Here is a 14,506-nt window from a genome sequence, read left to right on the forward strand (position 1 = left end):
TCATCATTACTCTTTAAGCCGCATTGCCGTAAGTCTCTCGCACATCAAATACTCCACCGTTCGAGTGAAACAAGCTTTTATAAGTTTCGACCATACATGTTTTTTCCTATTATTCACTCAAACTATTGTCTTGCAACCATTTTATAGCTTCTTCACCCACCAGAATATTTGGTTCTTCTGGCGTTCCGATATTGATGCTTTTTATAAGAGCTTCTTCTATTCCCCTAAGCCCTGTTAAGTTAGCACCGTGCAACAAAGTTTCTTTAAACGATGCTGAACTGACATCTACCTGATTCAAATTAGCATCTCGAAAATCTGTAAGGTACAGGGAGCTGGAAATTAGCTTTGCATTTGACAAATTCGCATTTGTAAAGATGGACTCAGAGAGATCCGCTTTGGCAAACCTTGCACCTTGTGCATCGGCATCTGTAAAATCGGCATAAGACAAATCTGCCTTATAGAAATCAGCATTTACTACGTTGGTGTTAGTAAAGCTGGATGAACATAACAACGATGATGACATGTCCATATGTTCCAAATTCATGCCATCAAATGCACATTCGGTCAAATAAGCTTGATCCAAAGGATATCCCGATAAATCAACATGACGAAAGTCTATTTCATCAACACCTAATTTTTCACCCTTTTCTCCAATGGTTTCAATCCACACTCGATGTGAATTTAATTGCTCTATCAGTACTTGTTGGTTAGTTGATTTCATTGCTGCATCACATTTAGTCACCCTGACCTTTTACTACTTTTCTGGAATTTTGAAAACAACAAGACAGAAAGAATCTTGAAACTCAACATTAATCGTATCTAATAAACGATGAGCATGGTCAACGATCTTTTGCGATTATTGACTCTCAATCTCACAGATTTCAATATATTTTTTGTTTATCCACTCTAATGCTAATTCCGCTTCTTCTTTCAAGATAACGCCTCGTCGGCTTTTATACTGAAAGTTCTCTTTTGCCCACAACAATAGTATCTTTACATATTCTAATGTTTCAATTTCACATGTACTGTCCTCTTCATCTTCTTCTGCAAAGATATCTTCAAAAGTTGTGAAAGACTTATCAGATTTTATTAAGTTCACATTCCCTCCACCTTCGTATAACGTTATTTTCCCTTTCAGTAATTCGATTAAGTTTCCGATCTCTTCCTGGATCGTGGCAAAGTCTCCAAATATATCCGATCCCAAAGAATTACTAATCAAATAACCATTCTTTAATGATGAATCGATGCCTAAGTCCACGATAACTTCGTTGAAATCTTCTTTATATTCGATTGTATACCTGTATTTAATCATGTTCGTATCTCCAATCTTCTTAATACAACGGATAAGCCGATGTGATTTTCTCATTTTTTATAACAAATTCAATAGTCACTCCTGTACTGGAAGTCCCCCTATATCTATTATTTTTGAAGAGAACTTTGTTATCGAATGCTATATTTATTTCATCAATTACTTGTTGTGGTGTCCAATCTTTCGAAAAGAACGTGGTCTTCGCTTTTTTTAGTATTCCATCTACCTCTACATTGGCTCTATACACACCATACTCATTAGGAGGATCAATATTTCCAACAACTTTCCCTTTGGTATTTGGCATACCTTCATAATGAAATCCAACCGCTTGTCCCTTTATTATTTCACCCTCGAAGATATGATTCAATGCATTACTTGTAGTTCCTTTTTTAAAACCCTCAGTATTCTTTAATTCATTGATTTTCCAACTACTCTGGTACGCATTCGCTTTCCTTGCTTCAGCCGCTTCCAAATTCTTTTTAATCTTCGCCACAGCTGGATGAGAAGAAGGTACGCGAAACGGCCCTTTGCCACCCGGCATACTCCCGCGAACCATCTGAAATGCCATAAATAGCTGACTGAACTTTAGAGAAGTCAACATCATCTGAGCATACTTATCAGATACAGGCTCGCCTGTGTACGGATCGATTCCCTGCTCAAAGGCTTTGATCTGCATCGCAAAAAAATCTTCCCCTGGCGGTTCAACATTTACAGCTTGCATCCGATTAAAATCCAAATGCCCCTGATCCTTCTGATATGCCTGGAGCGCAGCCTGATCCGCAACACCATTCTCGTTTACAGGCATCCATACCCATTTCCCAAACACATTGACTTGTGCCATCCGATAGCCCTTATCATCCGAACCGGCATAATATCTTGAGGTCTTCATCATTACTCCCGCACCTAGAGCACCAACAGCACTGCCAAGACTCACTTTTTCAGCATCGACATTCTCAAATCGCGTGGCGATATCCTTCAGTTCCTTAGAGGTGTTCACCATACTTTCCAGCGCCCTCTGCAATAAAGGACGTGACCGTGCAAACTCATCATAAAAACGCTCCTGCGTCACACCCAGCCACATCTGCTGAAGGAACATGATCTGTCTTGTGAGATTCTCCCGTATATGCTCCAATTGTTGTCTCGCCTGATCCACTTGATTCGATACGTGATGTAACTGTTCAGGGGTAACTTTAATGGTATTCATCCATTTTCACCGCTCATCTAAGATATGATAGGACTATGTTAGCAGAAGTTTAGTGGCAATTACATCCGGCTAACCTCCTGATTTCACTGCATGAATCCACGCTCAGAATGAATAATATCCGTCCCTCAGCCCCATACGATCTCTATGTAGGTGTATACATGTTCCAGAGGGTTTTCCTTTTACGACTACAGGATACTGTGGCATTTTACTACGACAAGCCGAAAACTTTAACAAATCATAGTACTAATGAAGAAACTTGACTGTGCCAATGATTAGTTGTACTATATGTTTGTATAAATGGAATATATTACAATTTAAATATTTATTTTGAAATCTTATATTTTCAAGATGGGTATCAGAGCCTAACATAACTAAGATATCAATGCGTATAAATGAGTTTTACATTTTGTCTGCAACACATAATCATTGGCAGGCATTCATTTTACATATACATTCCTACTTCATAGAGTTTTCTAGCCTGTAGAGTTCTACCTCCTTAATTTCTTTTTCAGTAAAGAAAAAAGGGGAAGAACCATCTTTAAAAGAGAGGAGGGCAAGAGGCTTTAAGCTGCAAGCAGGTCTATTTGTTGTAACCGCATGTTTTTGTTAAAGAATACCCATAACAAGAAAGGTGGAATTTATTGCTATGAGAAAATTGATTAGTTTATCTCTTATTCTTGTTCTAGTGCTTTCGTTTAATGTAGCTGCCTATGCAGACGGTGATGTGACTCAAGCCAAACCTATGACAAAGGAAGAAATTATTAGTTCCAAAGAATTCCAAGAAGCTGTGAAAGCGGCTAAGGCTGAATTTGAATCGCAGAAGGCAGATAATGCGGGTGGTCCAGTTCTGTTTGCGCCTGCTCCGAAAGTATCTCACATTAATGTATACGGTGTCGTATCTCCTAATGGCGGTCAAGAAATTTACGGCTTCAATAACAACCCGCTCTCCACAACCAATGATCATGGTGGGGCTTGGATTCAGTGTATTACGTTCCAGATCGGTTATGACAGTAGTCACTACGGCAAACTCGCTGGCAATACTATGACAAACAACTGGTCTGAAGCTATTGATCTGGACGGTGATCGTGTTGTAGATGCTTTTGCCCATTCTTGGGTTTATGAATCCCCTAATACAACAGGCGGACAATTTGTAGGTACGGTCTATTCCATTAATATTCCAACACAGTGGACCGCTTGGATTAATGTTCGTTAACAGGAAGGATGTAATATGAATATTGGAGGAATTAGCTATCCTGGTTCTATCATGAGGAATACGGGAAATAAGCCCAAAAGCTCATCAGCTTTGGACACGGATTTGATTCTTGATCAGACGCAGGGATATACATCCCTGCGTCTTTTCTCATTGTGACATTAAAGGACGCGAATTGGTATAGGAACCCACCGTTGCACAGCAGGCTACTGTCCCTCTGATTGTATGAAAACAAACGTACTCTCGTCGGATCGTTCTTCTGAAAAAGCGAAATTCAACCTATCAAAGTTTCTTACGTCCTTCACCTCTGTAATCTTGTGCTCTGCCATATAACGTACCATTTCACCTCTGGCCATTTTAGCCCAGGTTGCCTTTTCAACAAGCTTCCCATTGACCATTTGTCCGAATACACAAGTAATGAATCGGGTTTCCTCACTCAGAAAAGGTAAAATATTTTTGCTATACTCTTTGGAAGCCAGATTTAGGATGTAGTTGCTTTCTGATTGAAGCTGATCTGCGAGTTTGCTACCCCAGAATTGATAGAGCGTTTTGAAACCCGGACCTTGCAGCTTGCCCTGCATCTCCAACCGATAAGGGGTAACCCCATCCAAAGGCCGTAATATGCCATAAAAACCGGATAATATACGTAAATGCTGTTGAAGATACGCCAGTTCCTCATTTTGAAAAACACCCGGAGCCATATATTGATACTGAATGCCCTCATAGGCATAGATGGCTGGCGTAAGATTTGCTTTTATATTCATATTCTGAATCCGTTCCACGTTCTGTTCAGCGATTGCATCGTTACACTTCCACATCGCTTTGAGTTCGTCATAGGATAACTTTTGAAGCAGACTCAATAGCTGTTCTGACTCGTTTATAAACTGCGGCATCTGCGCGATAGCCATAAGATCGGTATCAATCTTCATCTTTTTAGCTGGTGATATGATAATTCTCATCGTGCTAATCCATCCTTAATCTACCGTTGTTTTTGTCGTTATCCATTGTACAGGATTGGACAGGCGAATCCAATGCTATGGCTTAACTTAATCCCTCATGTTACCTTTGAAAAGACTCAAAATGAACAAGTCAGCCCACGATTGGACCGGCTTGTTCATTAGAATTCAACACATTAAAATGGTGAAAAAGCAAGGCATGCATTTCAAACCGCTATTAGGGAGATACGCTCCCCGCGCCACTATTTTGCTCTGTTTTTGTAGTTGGCAATTGAATCATTGGCGTATTTGACCCACTTACATATGGAAGTGCTCCATCCCATTTCTTAATGGTTTCATATTCAACGAGTTGACTCGATAATGATTGTTGAAGCTCTTTATTTGCTTTAGCTTGACCTTCTGCTTCGATCAATAGTTTGTCTGCATTACCTTGCGCTTCCACGCGCTTGCGATCTGCTTCTTTTTTGGCGATCTCAAGTTCAGTCGTTTTTCGTTCCAGTTCTTGAGAAGCTTCGACACGCTTATCGATTGCTTCCTGAGTCTTGGCGTCAGGTTGAGGAACACCTACAGTAACGTTGGATACAATAAAGCCTAACTCTTTAACGTCATCAGAAAAACGTTGTTGCACGTCCACTCCTGCTTCGGATGACTTCTCACCATAAACATCAATGACTGTAAATTTGGAAATACCTTTACGAGCTGCGTCACGGAAACGTGTCTTGAGATATGTATCCTCAATTTCTTGAATACTAATTGGCCCAAATGTATTGAATATAGAAGATACTTTACTTGGTTCTACTTGGTAGTTGTAAGCAAAATCGATTGTGATATTTTTCCCGTCAGAAGTAGCAATCTGAATATCTCTGTATTCCACCGTTTGAATTCGGATAGGATATTTCGTCACTTTATCAAACGCTCCAACGAGTTTCCACCCTTGACTCAGTGTACTGTCTTTTACGCCTCCATTTGGTGAATAAACGACCCCAACATATCCATTAGGAATTCGTGTTAAAAAGAAGGTCACCATTAGCACTCCCACAATAATAACTAATGCAACCGCAATTGCCCCTACCCTAAACGTCTTTGAATTTTTCATCACCATTCTCCTCTTGTTTGAATTTATTGTATTTCTTCAAAATTCTACTACCTATTTTATTGAATAGCGGGAACATTAATGACCATAGAATAAATGCTAGGATAAAAATTAAAATGATTCCCCCAATAAATGGCATATTCGTCCTCCCTTCTATGGATGTAACCGAGTACAAATTTATAAATGGTAACTAATTATATCCTTCTTTATATATACTTTGTAAATTCGTATTAGGTTTCAAGGATGTTCCGTGCATGAACTACTATTAGGTAAAGTAGAGAAGAGAAAGGTGGGTGAATGGGCGTCCAGTACCCGGTTATTCATATTCAAGAAAGTGATCAATAATTCATCTGGTATTATGGATCAGGCCATAGTTGCACTCATTGCTCATCTCTGTAGGTGTAGACAACTTCCTGTGGATTGTCCTTCAATATGACGACTACAGGATACTGTGGCATTTTACTGCGACGAGCAGTGATGCTAATGATATCCTGTTCATCCATACCCTTTTCAACGACTAAATGCGTTCTTAAACCTTCTTCAAGTTCCTTCATATCATTCTTATAAGAGCCGTACCATATGACTGAAGCTATGACTATTAATGTGATTACAATCAATAATCCCTTTAGAAACCTCAATTCTATTCACCACCATTTAAGCAATTTCTAAAACACTAGAGTCAAAATTTGATCCAAAAACAGAATCTCAACTATTATACATTTGAATATGATGCCAAAAAAGCCGCCATGTAGGCGACTTTGATGATACCCTCTAACTACGCAGTATACTTTGTTTCAGTTAATCATTTAGCAGCCGCAGCCATTTTTGTGATCTTATCAGCAATATCTTCCGCCTGTAACAGGGATGAGAATGAATCCGCCGCGAAATACTTCTCCATTTCAATCTCGATCACATGATTATTTTTGACCGCATCTAAGGATGTCCACGTCGCTGGAAGATTGGTTGGCTCCTGGCCTTCAACTTTGAGCACAATGACGTAATCGCCCACATAATCATTCACAGTCTCCCATGAAACTTCAATGCGATCCTCTTTTTTGTCAATGATATCACTTTTTACTTTAGGCGTTGGATTCAGACCCAAGATATCGTATGTAGCTCTGCCCCCACGCTCGCCTGCATTGCCGATTACCATCAAAAATTTGTCTACCGTAACGTAATCCACAATGGAGATCGTTGCATCTTTTGGAATGACATTTTTGATTTTATTGCGGGCAGCTTCGGTACGTTTGACAAAATCTGCATTCCACTTCTCAGCTTCTTCTTGTCGACCCAGGATATCGCCCATTGCCGTAATTTCTTCCTGGATGGTGGAGTACTTGCTTGTCTCGAACACGACGGTTGGTGCAATTTTGGAGTAACTTTCATAGGCTGCCGGATTCCAAGTAATAATTACATCGGGAGCCAAGTCCAGCACCTTCTCCAAAGAAATACTTCCCTCCAACCCAATATCTTCAACAGTGTCAGGCAAATAAGGTTTTAGAAATTTTGCAAAGTTCATTTGTGTACTGGATGCGCCAACTGGCGTTACCCCAACAGCTAAGACCGGCCCCAAGTCCCAGTCCACAACAACCCGTTTGGGATATACCGGAACACTCACTTCTCCCATTACTGTTGATAATTTGCGCGTGCTTGTATCTTCTTTGGCCTCGTTGGAAGTCACATTTTGAGTAGACTCTGCACTCTGATTTGAATTTCCACCTGCTGCTCCCTGATTATTCGTTCGACTGGAGTTCCCACTTGTGCAAGCTGAAAGTATAATCGTAAAACATAACATGAGTGTTAATACCATCTTTGATCTTGTTCCTTTAAACATCTGCCAATCTCCTTCTGTTTTATATTGATAATGATTATCATTAATAACATAACAAGAAGAAGAATGTTTGCCCATAGAGGATACGAACCCTTCCCATGGACTATCTGAATCGACCAAGCTATCTTTCATTTTCTTTTTATATTGACCCGGTGTCATCCCGACCTGCTTCTTGAACAGACGTGTGAAATAAAAAACGTCACTATACCCTACACTTGAAGCAATCTCCTGTGCCGTAGCATCTGTGCGAATCATTAATTCCTTCGCTTTCGCCATACGCGCCTGAATTACATATTCAATAGGGCTTCTCCCCGTACGGAGTTTGAATTGCTTCGATAAATATTGAATGCTGTAATTCCACAGTTCGGCCAATGACTCAAGCGAAATAGATTCATTGTAATGTTCGTGAATATACTGGATAATCTCTTCTACCATATCCGTTTCTTTTGAAGAAACCCCTTGAAGCTTAAGTTGCTGAACAAGGGTATATACGAACTGGTAAAAGCCGATTTTCACATGAAAACGTTCAAACACCTGTCTACGACTCCATTCCTCATACATGGAATCCACATGGCGATATAGATTAAGCGGAGCGAGAGGCTGGTAGGCATATGGTAGCTGAAAAGGGTTGTTCATGTCATAGTTGTGCTGAATCTCTTTACTAGCTTTGGGAGACAAAATACCTCTATATAAAATGTAATAGTACGTGACCTCATCTTGCCCGGCCTCGATCCTGATCCTGCTTCCTTTTCCTGCATGTAGTAGATAAAACCGTTTAAATATATGTATATCTTCATCCAGTGAAATGGTGCCTTGTCCTTGCACGATATATATAAAACCACTGACTGGGAGATGGTATTGCTGCTTCCCCCCGCTACTTATTACAAGTTGACGAATATCCACCAGCTGAATCGATGAATTGTCCCACATTTGAATATACTCTTCCCAGTTCACTATTTTCTCCCCCGATTGACTCCATACCGAACCTATTATTCAGTAATAAATCCCTTTGTAATCCTTTGATGATATTCGATAACGATAATCATTGTCAATTGAAAAGAGAGACATCAAGATACGGAAGTAATCCCCGCACTCCTCGTCTGCATAACCAAAATATAAAACAAACCCCGGTAGCACGTCTGCATTCAGCAGCGTACAGCCGAGGTTCATCATTATCATTTCAAATATTACACTACATATCTCTACTTAAACTCATCTTGTAAAATCATGCTGGCCAATGGTCAGCAGCGTCGGCCTGCTCTTACTCCACACCGAAGTGGCAATCTTCGGATTGTAATAATAGAGTGCTCCGTTCGTCGGATCAGCACCGTTCAAAGCCTTGCGAGCAGCCCTGTAAGAGGTTTGGGTTGGCTTGGTATTAAACTGCCCATCATCTATAGCCGTGAATTGCCCTTTCTGGAAAATAACCTTCGAAATAGACGATGGGAATTCACTCGAATGTACCCGATTCAACACAACCGCTCCTACAGCGACTTGCCCTTCAAAAGATTCTCCGCGCGCTTCACCATGGATCAGCTTCGCCAACTGGCGTAACGTCTCGCCTTCGGCTTTAGCCTTTTTATTCAGCCTGTTCAGCGTCGCTGGACCTGCAACGCCGTCTGCACTCAGCCCCTGCGCCTGTTGGAACTTGCGGACAGCACCTTTGGTAATCGTACCGTAATATCCGGTCAAACCTGCGTCAAAGTACCCCAGATCGCTTAATTGCTCCTGCAATTGCAGCACATGCTCGCTACGAACTCCCTGTTCCAACTTCTGTGCTCCCGCAGAAGGAGCTGCCACGGTCAATCCCAGCGTCAATGCGCAGGCACCGAGAAGCATGCTGACCCGCCCCGCTCTTTTGCCAGCCATGTTCCCCTTCCCATGAGTGACTTTCCGACTGACAGTGATAGGTTCCATGTTGTCAGCAAACGTTAATTGATCAAGCCCCTCATTCGTGCTATCAACTGTAGTCCGTTCATTACTGTTCACATTGCTTCCCACTCCCACCTTCATCTCTTTCATCTCACTCACGCTATCTAATTCAATTATCATGTTCTTTTCATTGATTTCATTCGGTTGATCCATTCCAATATTATTCTTCATCATTCCATTAACCTCCACTTTTCTGAACTCAGATCCCACATCTTCCTCCTGAATCCTCACGGTTGGACATCCCGAGTGTCATTATAGGATATAGAAAAAATGAAGTCTATCGGACCGATGACGCAGTGAAAAAACGACGCTGAACATATCAAAAAGAGGCATGAGCCCATGGTCACACCATGGTCATGCCCCTTCTTGTATCAACCATATACCGCTTGTCCAACCCGTTATTTCCGTAGGCTGGCAGACCCGTACAAAAGTTGCGTTGTATTTATTGACAATTACTCAGCAAGTTCCTGACCCTTCGTTTCCCGGCCCCAGAACAGTACAGCTGCTGCGCCAATGAGGATTGTCACGAAGAAAATCGTGAAAATCAGGCTGATCGCAACTTCACGTTGAACCAGCATACCGACCATTAATGGAGCCAGTACGCCCCCGATTCGGCCAACCGATGTGGCAAGTCCAACACCTGTCGAACGAACGGAAGTCGGATACAATTCCGGGCTGTAGGCGTACAGACCACCCCAGGCTCCTAGATTGAAGAAGGAAAGACAGATTCCTGCGGTCAGGATTGTCGCTTCCGTTGTTGCCAATCCAAACGCAATCGCACTGAATGCAGTCAAGGTAAGATACACAACAAGTACGAACTTGCGCCCGTAACGTTCAATGAAGTACGCCGCGGTGAAGTAACCTGGCAACTGTGCGATCGTCATGATCAGCACGTATTGGAAACTTTTAACCAACGTAAATCCTTTTGCCATTACAACCGAAGGCAGCCACAGGAACATGCCATAATAAGAGAAAATGACGGTAAACCACAAAATCCAGAGCATCAACGTTGTACGGCGATGTGGTGCTGACCAGACGGTAGCCACTTTCTCGCGGAACGTGATTTTATGAAGCTTGGTATGATTCTTGTACCGCGGCGGGTCCTGAATGGCACGACGCAAATACAGTGCATAGAACGCCGGAAGTGCACCAATGGCAAAAGCAATTCTCCATCCGTACTCCGGAATGACAAAGTTGGCAATGAGCGCGGATACAATCCAGCCCCCTGCCCAGAAACTTTCCAATAATACAACGGCACGTCCCCGTTCGGCTGTAGGCATCGACTCCGATACCAGTGTAGATGCCACGGGCAGCTCTCCGCCAAGTCCAATACCTGCAACCAGACGCAGTGCACACAATACGGCGAATCCGGTCGCCAATGCAGACAGACCGCTTGCAATCGTAAAGATTAACAAGGTCCACATCAGAATGGCTTTCCGTCCAAAACGGTCCGCAAGTGCACCTGCAATCAAAGCACCTAGCGCCATACCGATCGAGTTAATACTCGTAAGCACGCCGACTTGTCCGGGACTGAGACTCCATTCCTTGGCAAGTGCAGCCACGATAAAGGAGATCATACCAACTTCCATCGCATCAAACAGCCAGCTCATGCCGGCACTGAACAGCAGCTTGCGCTGCTTGGGATTCCGTAATACTTCCAGTTTGCTCATCACTTATAGCTCCCTTGATCTCTATGTAGTCATTCTGACACTAAATCATTATTATGCAGAATGCTCCAGAAATCAATGCAAAATAAGCTTTTCCTTCCGATTTCTGCGATACCTCACCCCTTGAGTGAACCCGCTGTCAGACCTGCTACAAAGTAACGCTGGAGTAGAAGGAACAACGCAATCATCGGAATGGCGGTTACCAGCACACCCGTAAGCATCATCGGATAGTTCGTCACGTATTCCCCGCGGAACTGCATAAGCGCGAGCGGTAAAGTGAGCTTGGACTTACTGCTGAGCATCAGCATCGGAATAAGCAAGTCATTCCATACCATGACGAGCAGGAACGTAGCCGTTGCCGCCAGCGAAGGTGCAGCCAGTGGCAGTGCAATTCGCGTATAGAGTCTCCATTCACTAGCTCCATCCATACTGCCCGCTTCCAGAATCTCCGAATTAAGCATGCGCATGAAACCTGTCAGCATAAATACAGAGACAGGCATCAGCATAGCCGCGGATACGACAATCAATCCCGTGAGACTGTCCGACCACCCGAGTGTACGTGTAAGGGAATAGATCGGCAGCATGCTCACTTGGGAAGGAACAATCAGACCAGCTACGAACAGAGCAAACACGATTTTGCCTACACTGCCGCCCCAGCGGACAATGGCGTAGGCGATCATGCTACTCAGCAATAACTCTATTGCAACCGTACCGAGCGTCACGACCAGACTGTTCCCGAAATATTGCCACATCGGCTGATTGCGGAACATGCCAGTGATGTTATCCCATGTAAACGGGTCCGGCCAGCTGAATGGACTGGTGAAGAAGTTGCTGCTTGTTTTGAACGAAGATACAAATACAAAGTACAGCGGCACCAGAATCAGCAGCGCGTACACCAATAAGATCAGGCGATTGAACCATTTTAAAAACATGTGAACTCCCTTCTGCCTCGATTGCAGGATGAATGCTCCAACATCAACCTCAATAGCTTACCCGGTCGGCACGCAGTGCCTTGAACTGCAACAGCGTCAAGAGCGCCAGCAACACCAGGAAGATCATGGAACCGGCAGAAGCCAGACCAAATGAATAGCTGCCAAAGGCGGTATGATAGATATATGTTGTCAAAATTTCAGTTGCGTAGTTCGGGCCTCCGTCCGTCATGGTGAAAATGAGGTCAAATGCCTTGAACGACTGAATGGTCGTATAGGCCACAACAATCGTTGCCGAAGGTGCCAGCAGTGGCCAGGTCACGGTACGAAATACCTGCCATTTGCTACCGCCATCCATGCGAGCCGCTTCATACAGTTCTGCCGGAATACCTTGCAGACCTGCGATGAATACAATCATCATCTGTCCAGCATGGGCCCAGACTTGGACCGCAGCGATGGAATAGATGGCGATCTTAGGATCACCAATCCAGTTGCGAGCAATACTGCTCATCCCGGCTTCATTCAATCCATAGTTGATCAATCCAATGGATGGATCATACATAAATGCCCAGATCAGTCCAACCGATACGGAGGACAGAATCGCAGGCAGGAAATACAACGCCCGAAGCACAATGCGTGTCTTGGTATTGCGTACCAGGAGCAGGGCCAGGACAAGTGAAATAAAGGTTTGTGCAATAACAACCGTTAACATGAACTCCACGTTGTTACCAAAGGCTTTGCGGAATACGATGCTGCTGAGACTGTCCTTGTAATTATCCAGCCCTACAAATGCATACGACGGGGATACCCCATCCCAGTCCGTAAAGGAATAGAACAGCCCCGTCAATGTAGGAAATACGAACAATCCAACGTACAGCAGCAACCCAGGGATCAGAAACAGGGATAGCTGAAGACGGTTTTTCATCGTTTATTTCCCGATATGCTGATCAATGATCGCTTGTGCCTGCTGTGCTGCTTCTTCTGGAGAAGTGCCGCTCAGTACAGCCTGGATGGAGTTGGTTACTGCTTTTTGATTATCTCCGTTCAGGATGGTGAACCGTGGCTGGAACACGGTCTTTTTGGTTGCCCATTCTCCGGCTACCTGAAGCTCAGGCGTATCGTACTTCACATCATTCACCGTTACATTTTGTCCCGTTTGGTTGGCATAGTCACTCGCTACACCGGGATTGCTAAGGAATTCGAGGAACTTCTTCGCTTCTTCCGGATGTTTCGACTTGCTGTTCACCGCGAGCATGAACGTAGTGGTATGCACTCCTTCATACTTCGCTTGATCTGCACTTACCGTAATCGGTGCAAGCAGTTTTTGCTCCAGATTAGGATTCTGCTGCTTGTTCTGGGCCAACTGATATGATCCACTTGCCAGCATCGCTGCTTTCTCTTGAATAAACAGTGCGCCAGCCGCAGGGTCTTTGGTACCCAGTGCATCCTGTTGGAAGTAACCTTTATCGTTCAGTTCCTTGATTTGAGTCAACGTTTTCACCCAAAACTCATCTGTCAGTTTGGCTTCGCCCGCTTCTACTTTGGTAAAAATGTCGTCACTCGGTGCATTGTTCATCACCATCGTATTCATGAATTGCCCTGGGCCAATGTCAGCTCCGGCAAAAGCAATCGGAATGATGCCATTGTCCTTCAGCTTCTGGCAAAGTGCCAGGAAGCCTTCCCAATCGGTTGGTGGCGTCAAGCCGTATTGTTCAAACAGTTTTACGTTATAGATTGGATCGTTATATACGAGTTGATACGGGATCGCATATTGCTTGCCATCATGCTGTCCTGATTCAATCAGCTTTGAATTGTAGGCCGACAAGAACGAGGATCCAGTCAGATCCGTGAACAATCCGGCTTTGGTAAAGGCTTCAAACTGTGCACCCGGGAAGGAAGCAAATACATCTCCTACCGAACCGTCACTGATTTTGGATTGTACGGTGGACTGGTATTGATCGGAGGGCAGTGTCTGCATCTCCACGTTGATGTTCGGGTTTTCTTTTTCAAATGCGTCAATAGTCTTGTTGAGTGCTTCGGAATCTTCTCCACGCCAGTGCATGAAGCTGATCGTAACTTTACCTGAACCCGAGGAGCCGTTCTCTCCAGATGACGCGTTATCCCCACTGCCGCAAGCTGACAGCAGGATGGACATCACCAGCATACTGACGAGCGGCAGGATCAATTTTTTATTTTTTTTCATGAAAGACGACCTCCTGAGGATGCTTGATATTTTAACTAAAGAATGTTTATACTGACCACTCCGATGACAGAATAACCTTCCGATCGCTGTTATCCCCAGATTTATTTGATTCCTTTTTATAAAAGGAAAAATCCGGGGATAAAGGCGAACGCTTCGCTTCTTCACGTTATTT

General features: G+C 43.5%; 13 protein-coding genes. 1 reads left to right on the forward strand and 12 read right to left on the reverse strand.

The annotated features are described in order from the left end of the window. Positions 1 to 109: 109 nt before the first annotated feature. From MKY44_RS18505 to MKY44_RS18515, 3 genes are all read right to left on the reverse strand, one after another. Positions 110 to 721: a pentapeptide repeat-containing protein gene (locus MKY44_RS18505; RefSeq protein ID WP_341008108.1), complete on the reverse strand. Its 612-nt coding sequence runs from the start codon at positions 719 to 721 to the stop codon at positions 110 to 112. Between the two features lie 135 nt (positions 722 to 856). Further along, entirely contained in the window at positions 857 to 1,312 is a 456-nt protein-coding gene (locus MKY44_RS18510) for a hypothetical protein (RefSeq protein WP_341008109.1), read from the reverse strand. 19 nt (positions 1,313 to 1,331) lie between these two features. Continuing rightward, complete coding sequence (locus MKY44_RS18515) at positions 1,332 to 2,513, reverse strand: WXG100 family type VII secretion target (RefSeq protein WP_341008110.1); 1,182 nt, start codon at positions 2,511 to 2,513, stop codon at positions 1,332 to 1,334. Positions 2,514 to 3,159: 646 nt separating this feature from the next. Here MKY44_RS18515 and MKY44_RS18520 point away from each other — a divergent pair. After that, complete coding sequence (locus tag MKY44_RS18520; protein ID WP_341008111.1) at positions 3,160 to 3,726, forward strand: DUF4879 domain-containing protein; 567 nt, start codon at positions 3,160 to 3,162, stop codon at positions 3,724 to 3,726. Between the two features lie 203 nt (positions 3,727 to 3,929). Here the strand turns inward: MKY44_RS18520 and yaaA are convergent, their stop codons facing one another. From yaaA to MKY44_RS18565, 9 genes are all read right to left on the reverse strand, one after another. Further along, positions 3,930 to 4,682: a peroxide stress protein YaaA gene (gene yaaA / locus MKY44_RS18525; RefSeq protein WP_341008112.1), complete on the reverse strand. Its 753-nt coding sequence runs from the start codon at positions 4,680 to 4,682 to the stop codon at positions 3,930 to 3,932. Between the two features lie 214 nt (positions 4,683 to 4,896). Continuing rightward, positions 4,897 to 5,775, reverse strand: coding sequence for a prohibitin family protein (locus tag MKY44_RS18530; protein WP_081746030.1), 879 nt, complete (start codon positions 5,773 to 5,775; stop codon positions 4,897 to 4,899). Positions 5,776 to 6,152: 377 nt separating this feature from the next. Further along, the gene (locus tag MKY44_RS18535) at positions 6,153 to 6,410 is read right to left on the reverse strand and encodes a DUF3139 domain-containing protein (protein ID WP_341008113.1); all 258 of its coding nucleotides are present in this window, start codon (positions 6,408 to 6,410) and stop codon (positions 6,153 to 6,155) included. Between the two features lie 164 nt (positions 6,411 to 6,574). Continuing rightward, on the reverse strand, positions 6,575 to 8,557 hold the full coding sequence (locus MKY44_RS18540) for an AraC family transcriptional regulator (RefSeq protein ID WP_341008114.1): 1,983 nt from the start codon (positions 8,555 to 8,557) through the stop codon (positions 6,575 to 6,577). Between the two features lie 258 nt (positions 8,558 to 8,815). Continuing rightward, positions 8,816 to 9,709: a cell wall hydrolase gene (locus MKY44_RS18545; RefSeq protein WP_341008115.1), complete on the reverse strand. Its 894-nt coding sequence runs from the start codon at positions 9,707 to 9,709 to the stop codon at positions 8,816 to 8,818. 278 nt (positions 9,710 to 9,987) lie between these two features. Then, the gene (locus tag MKY44_RS18550; RefSeq protein WP_341008116.1) at positions 9,988 to 11,205 is read right to left on the reverse strand and encodes an MFS transporter; all 1,218 of its coding nucleotides are present in this window, start codon (positions 11,203 to 11,205) and stop codon (positions 9,988 to 9,990) included. A gap of 113 nt (positions 11,206 to 11,318) precedes the next feature. Further along, the gene (locus tag MKY44_RS18555) at positions 11,319 to 12,134 is read right to left on the reverse strand and encodes a carbohydrate ABC transporter permease (protein WP_036674932.1); all 816 of its coding nucleotides are present in this window, start codon (positions 12,132 to 12,134) and stop codon (positions 11,319 to 11,321) included. 49 nt (positions 12,135 to 12,183) lie between these two features. After that, the gene (locus MKY44_RS18560; RefSeq protein ID WP_017687487.1) at positions 12,184 to 13,056 is read right to left on the reverse strand and encodes a carbohydrate ABC transporter permease; all 873 of its coding nucleotides are present in this window, start codon (positions 13,054 to 13,056) and stop codon (positions 12,184 to 12,186) included. A 3-nt stretch (positions 13,057 to 13,059) separates the two neighbouring features. Beyond that, positions 13,060 to 14,334, reverse strand: coding sequence for an ABC transporter substrate-binding protein (locus MKY44_RS18565; protein WP_341008117.1), 1,275 nt, complete (start codon positions 14,332 to 14,334; stop codon positions 13,060 to 13,062). Between the last annotated feature and the right edge of the window lie 172 nt (positions 14,335 to 14,506).

Origin of the sequence: Paenibacillus sp. FSL R7-0026, from assembly GCF_038004485.1 — a bacterium.
Lineage (GTDB): Bacteria > Bacillota > Bacilli > Paenibacillales > Paenibacillaceae > Paenibacillus > Paenibacillus xylanexedens_A.

Bases quoted from the DNA above. Each gene is read 5' to 3' on its own strand.
- MKY44_RS18520 (WP_341008111.1), top strand. From the start codon at position 3,160: ATGAGAAAATTGATTAGTTTATCTCTTATTCTTGTTCTAGTGCTTTCG.
- MKY44_RS18545 (WP_341008115.1), bottom strand. From the start codon at position 9,709: ATGATGAAGAATAATATTGGAATGGATCAACCGAATGAAATCAATGAA.
- yaaA (WP_341008112.1), bottom strand. From the start codon at position 4,682: ATGAGAATTATCATATCACCAGCTAAAAAGATGAAGATTGATACCGAT.
- MKY44_RS18555 (WP_036674932.1), bottom strand. From the start codon at position 12,134: ATGTTTTTAAAATGGTTCAATCGCCTGATCTTATTGGTGTACGCGCTG.
- MKY44_RS18510 (WP_341008109.1), bottom strand. From the start codon at position 1,312: ATGATTAAATACAGGTATACAATCGAATATAAAGAAGATTTCAACGAA.
- MKY44_RS18565 (WP_341008117.1), bottom strand. From the start codon at position 14,334: ATGAAAAAAAATAAAAAATTGATCCTGCCGCTCGTCAGTATGCTGGTG.
- MKY44_RS18515 (WP_341008110.1), bottom strand. From the start codon at position 2,513: ATGAATACCATTAAAGTTACCCCTGAACAGTTACATCACGTATCGAAT.
- MKY44_RS18505 (WP_341008108.1), bottom strand. From the start codon at position 721: ATGAAATCAACTAACCAACAAGTACTGATAGAGCAATTAAATTCACAT.
- MKY44_RS18560 (WP_017687487.1), bottom strand. From the start codon at position 13,056: ATGAAAAACCGTCTTCAGCTATCCCTGTTTCTGATCCCTGGGTTGCTG.
- MKY44_RS18530 (WP_081746030.1), bottom strand. From the start codon at position 5,775: ATGAAAAATTCAAAGACGTTTAGGGTAGGGGCAATTGCGGTTGCATTA.
- MKY44_RS18550 (WP_341008116.1), bottom strand. From the start codon at position 11,205: ATGAGCAAACTGGAAGTATTACGGAATCCCAAGCAGCGCAAGCTGCTG.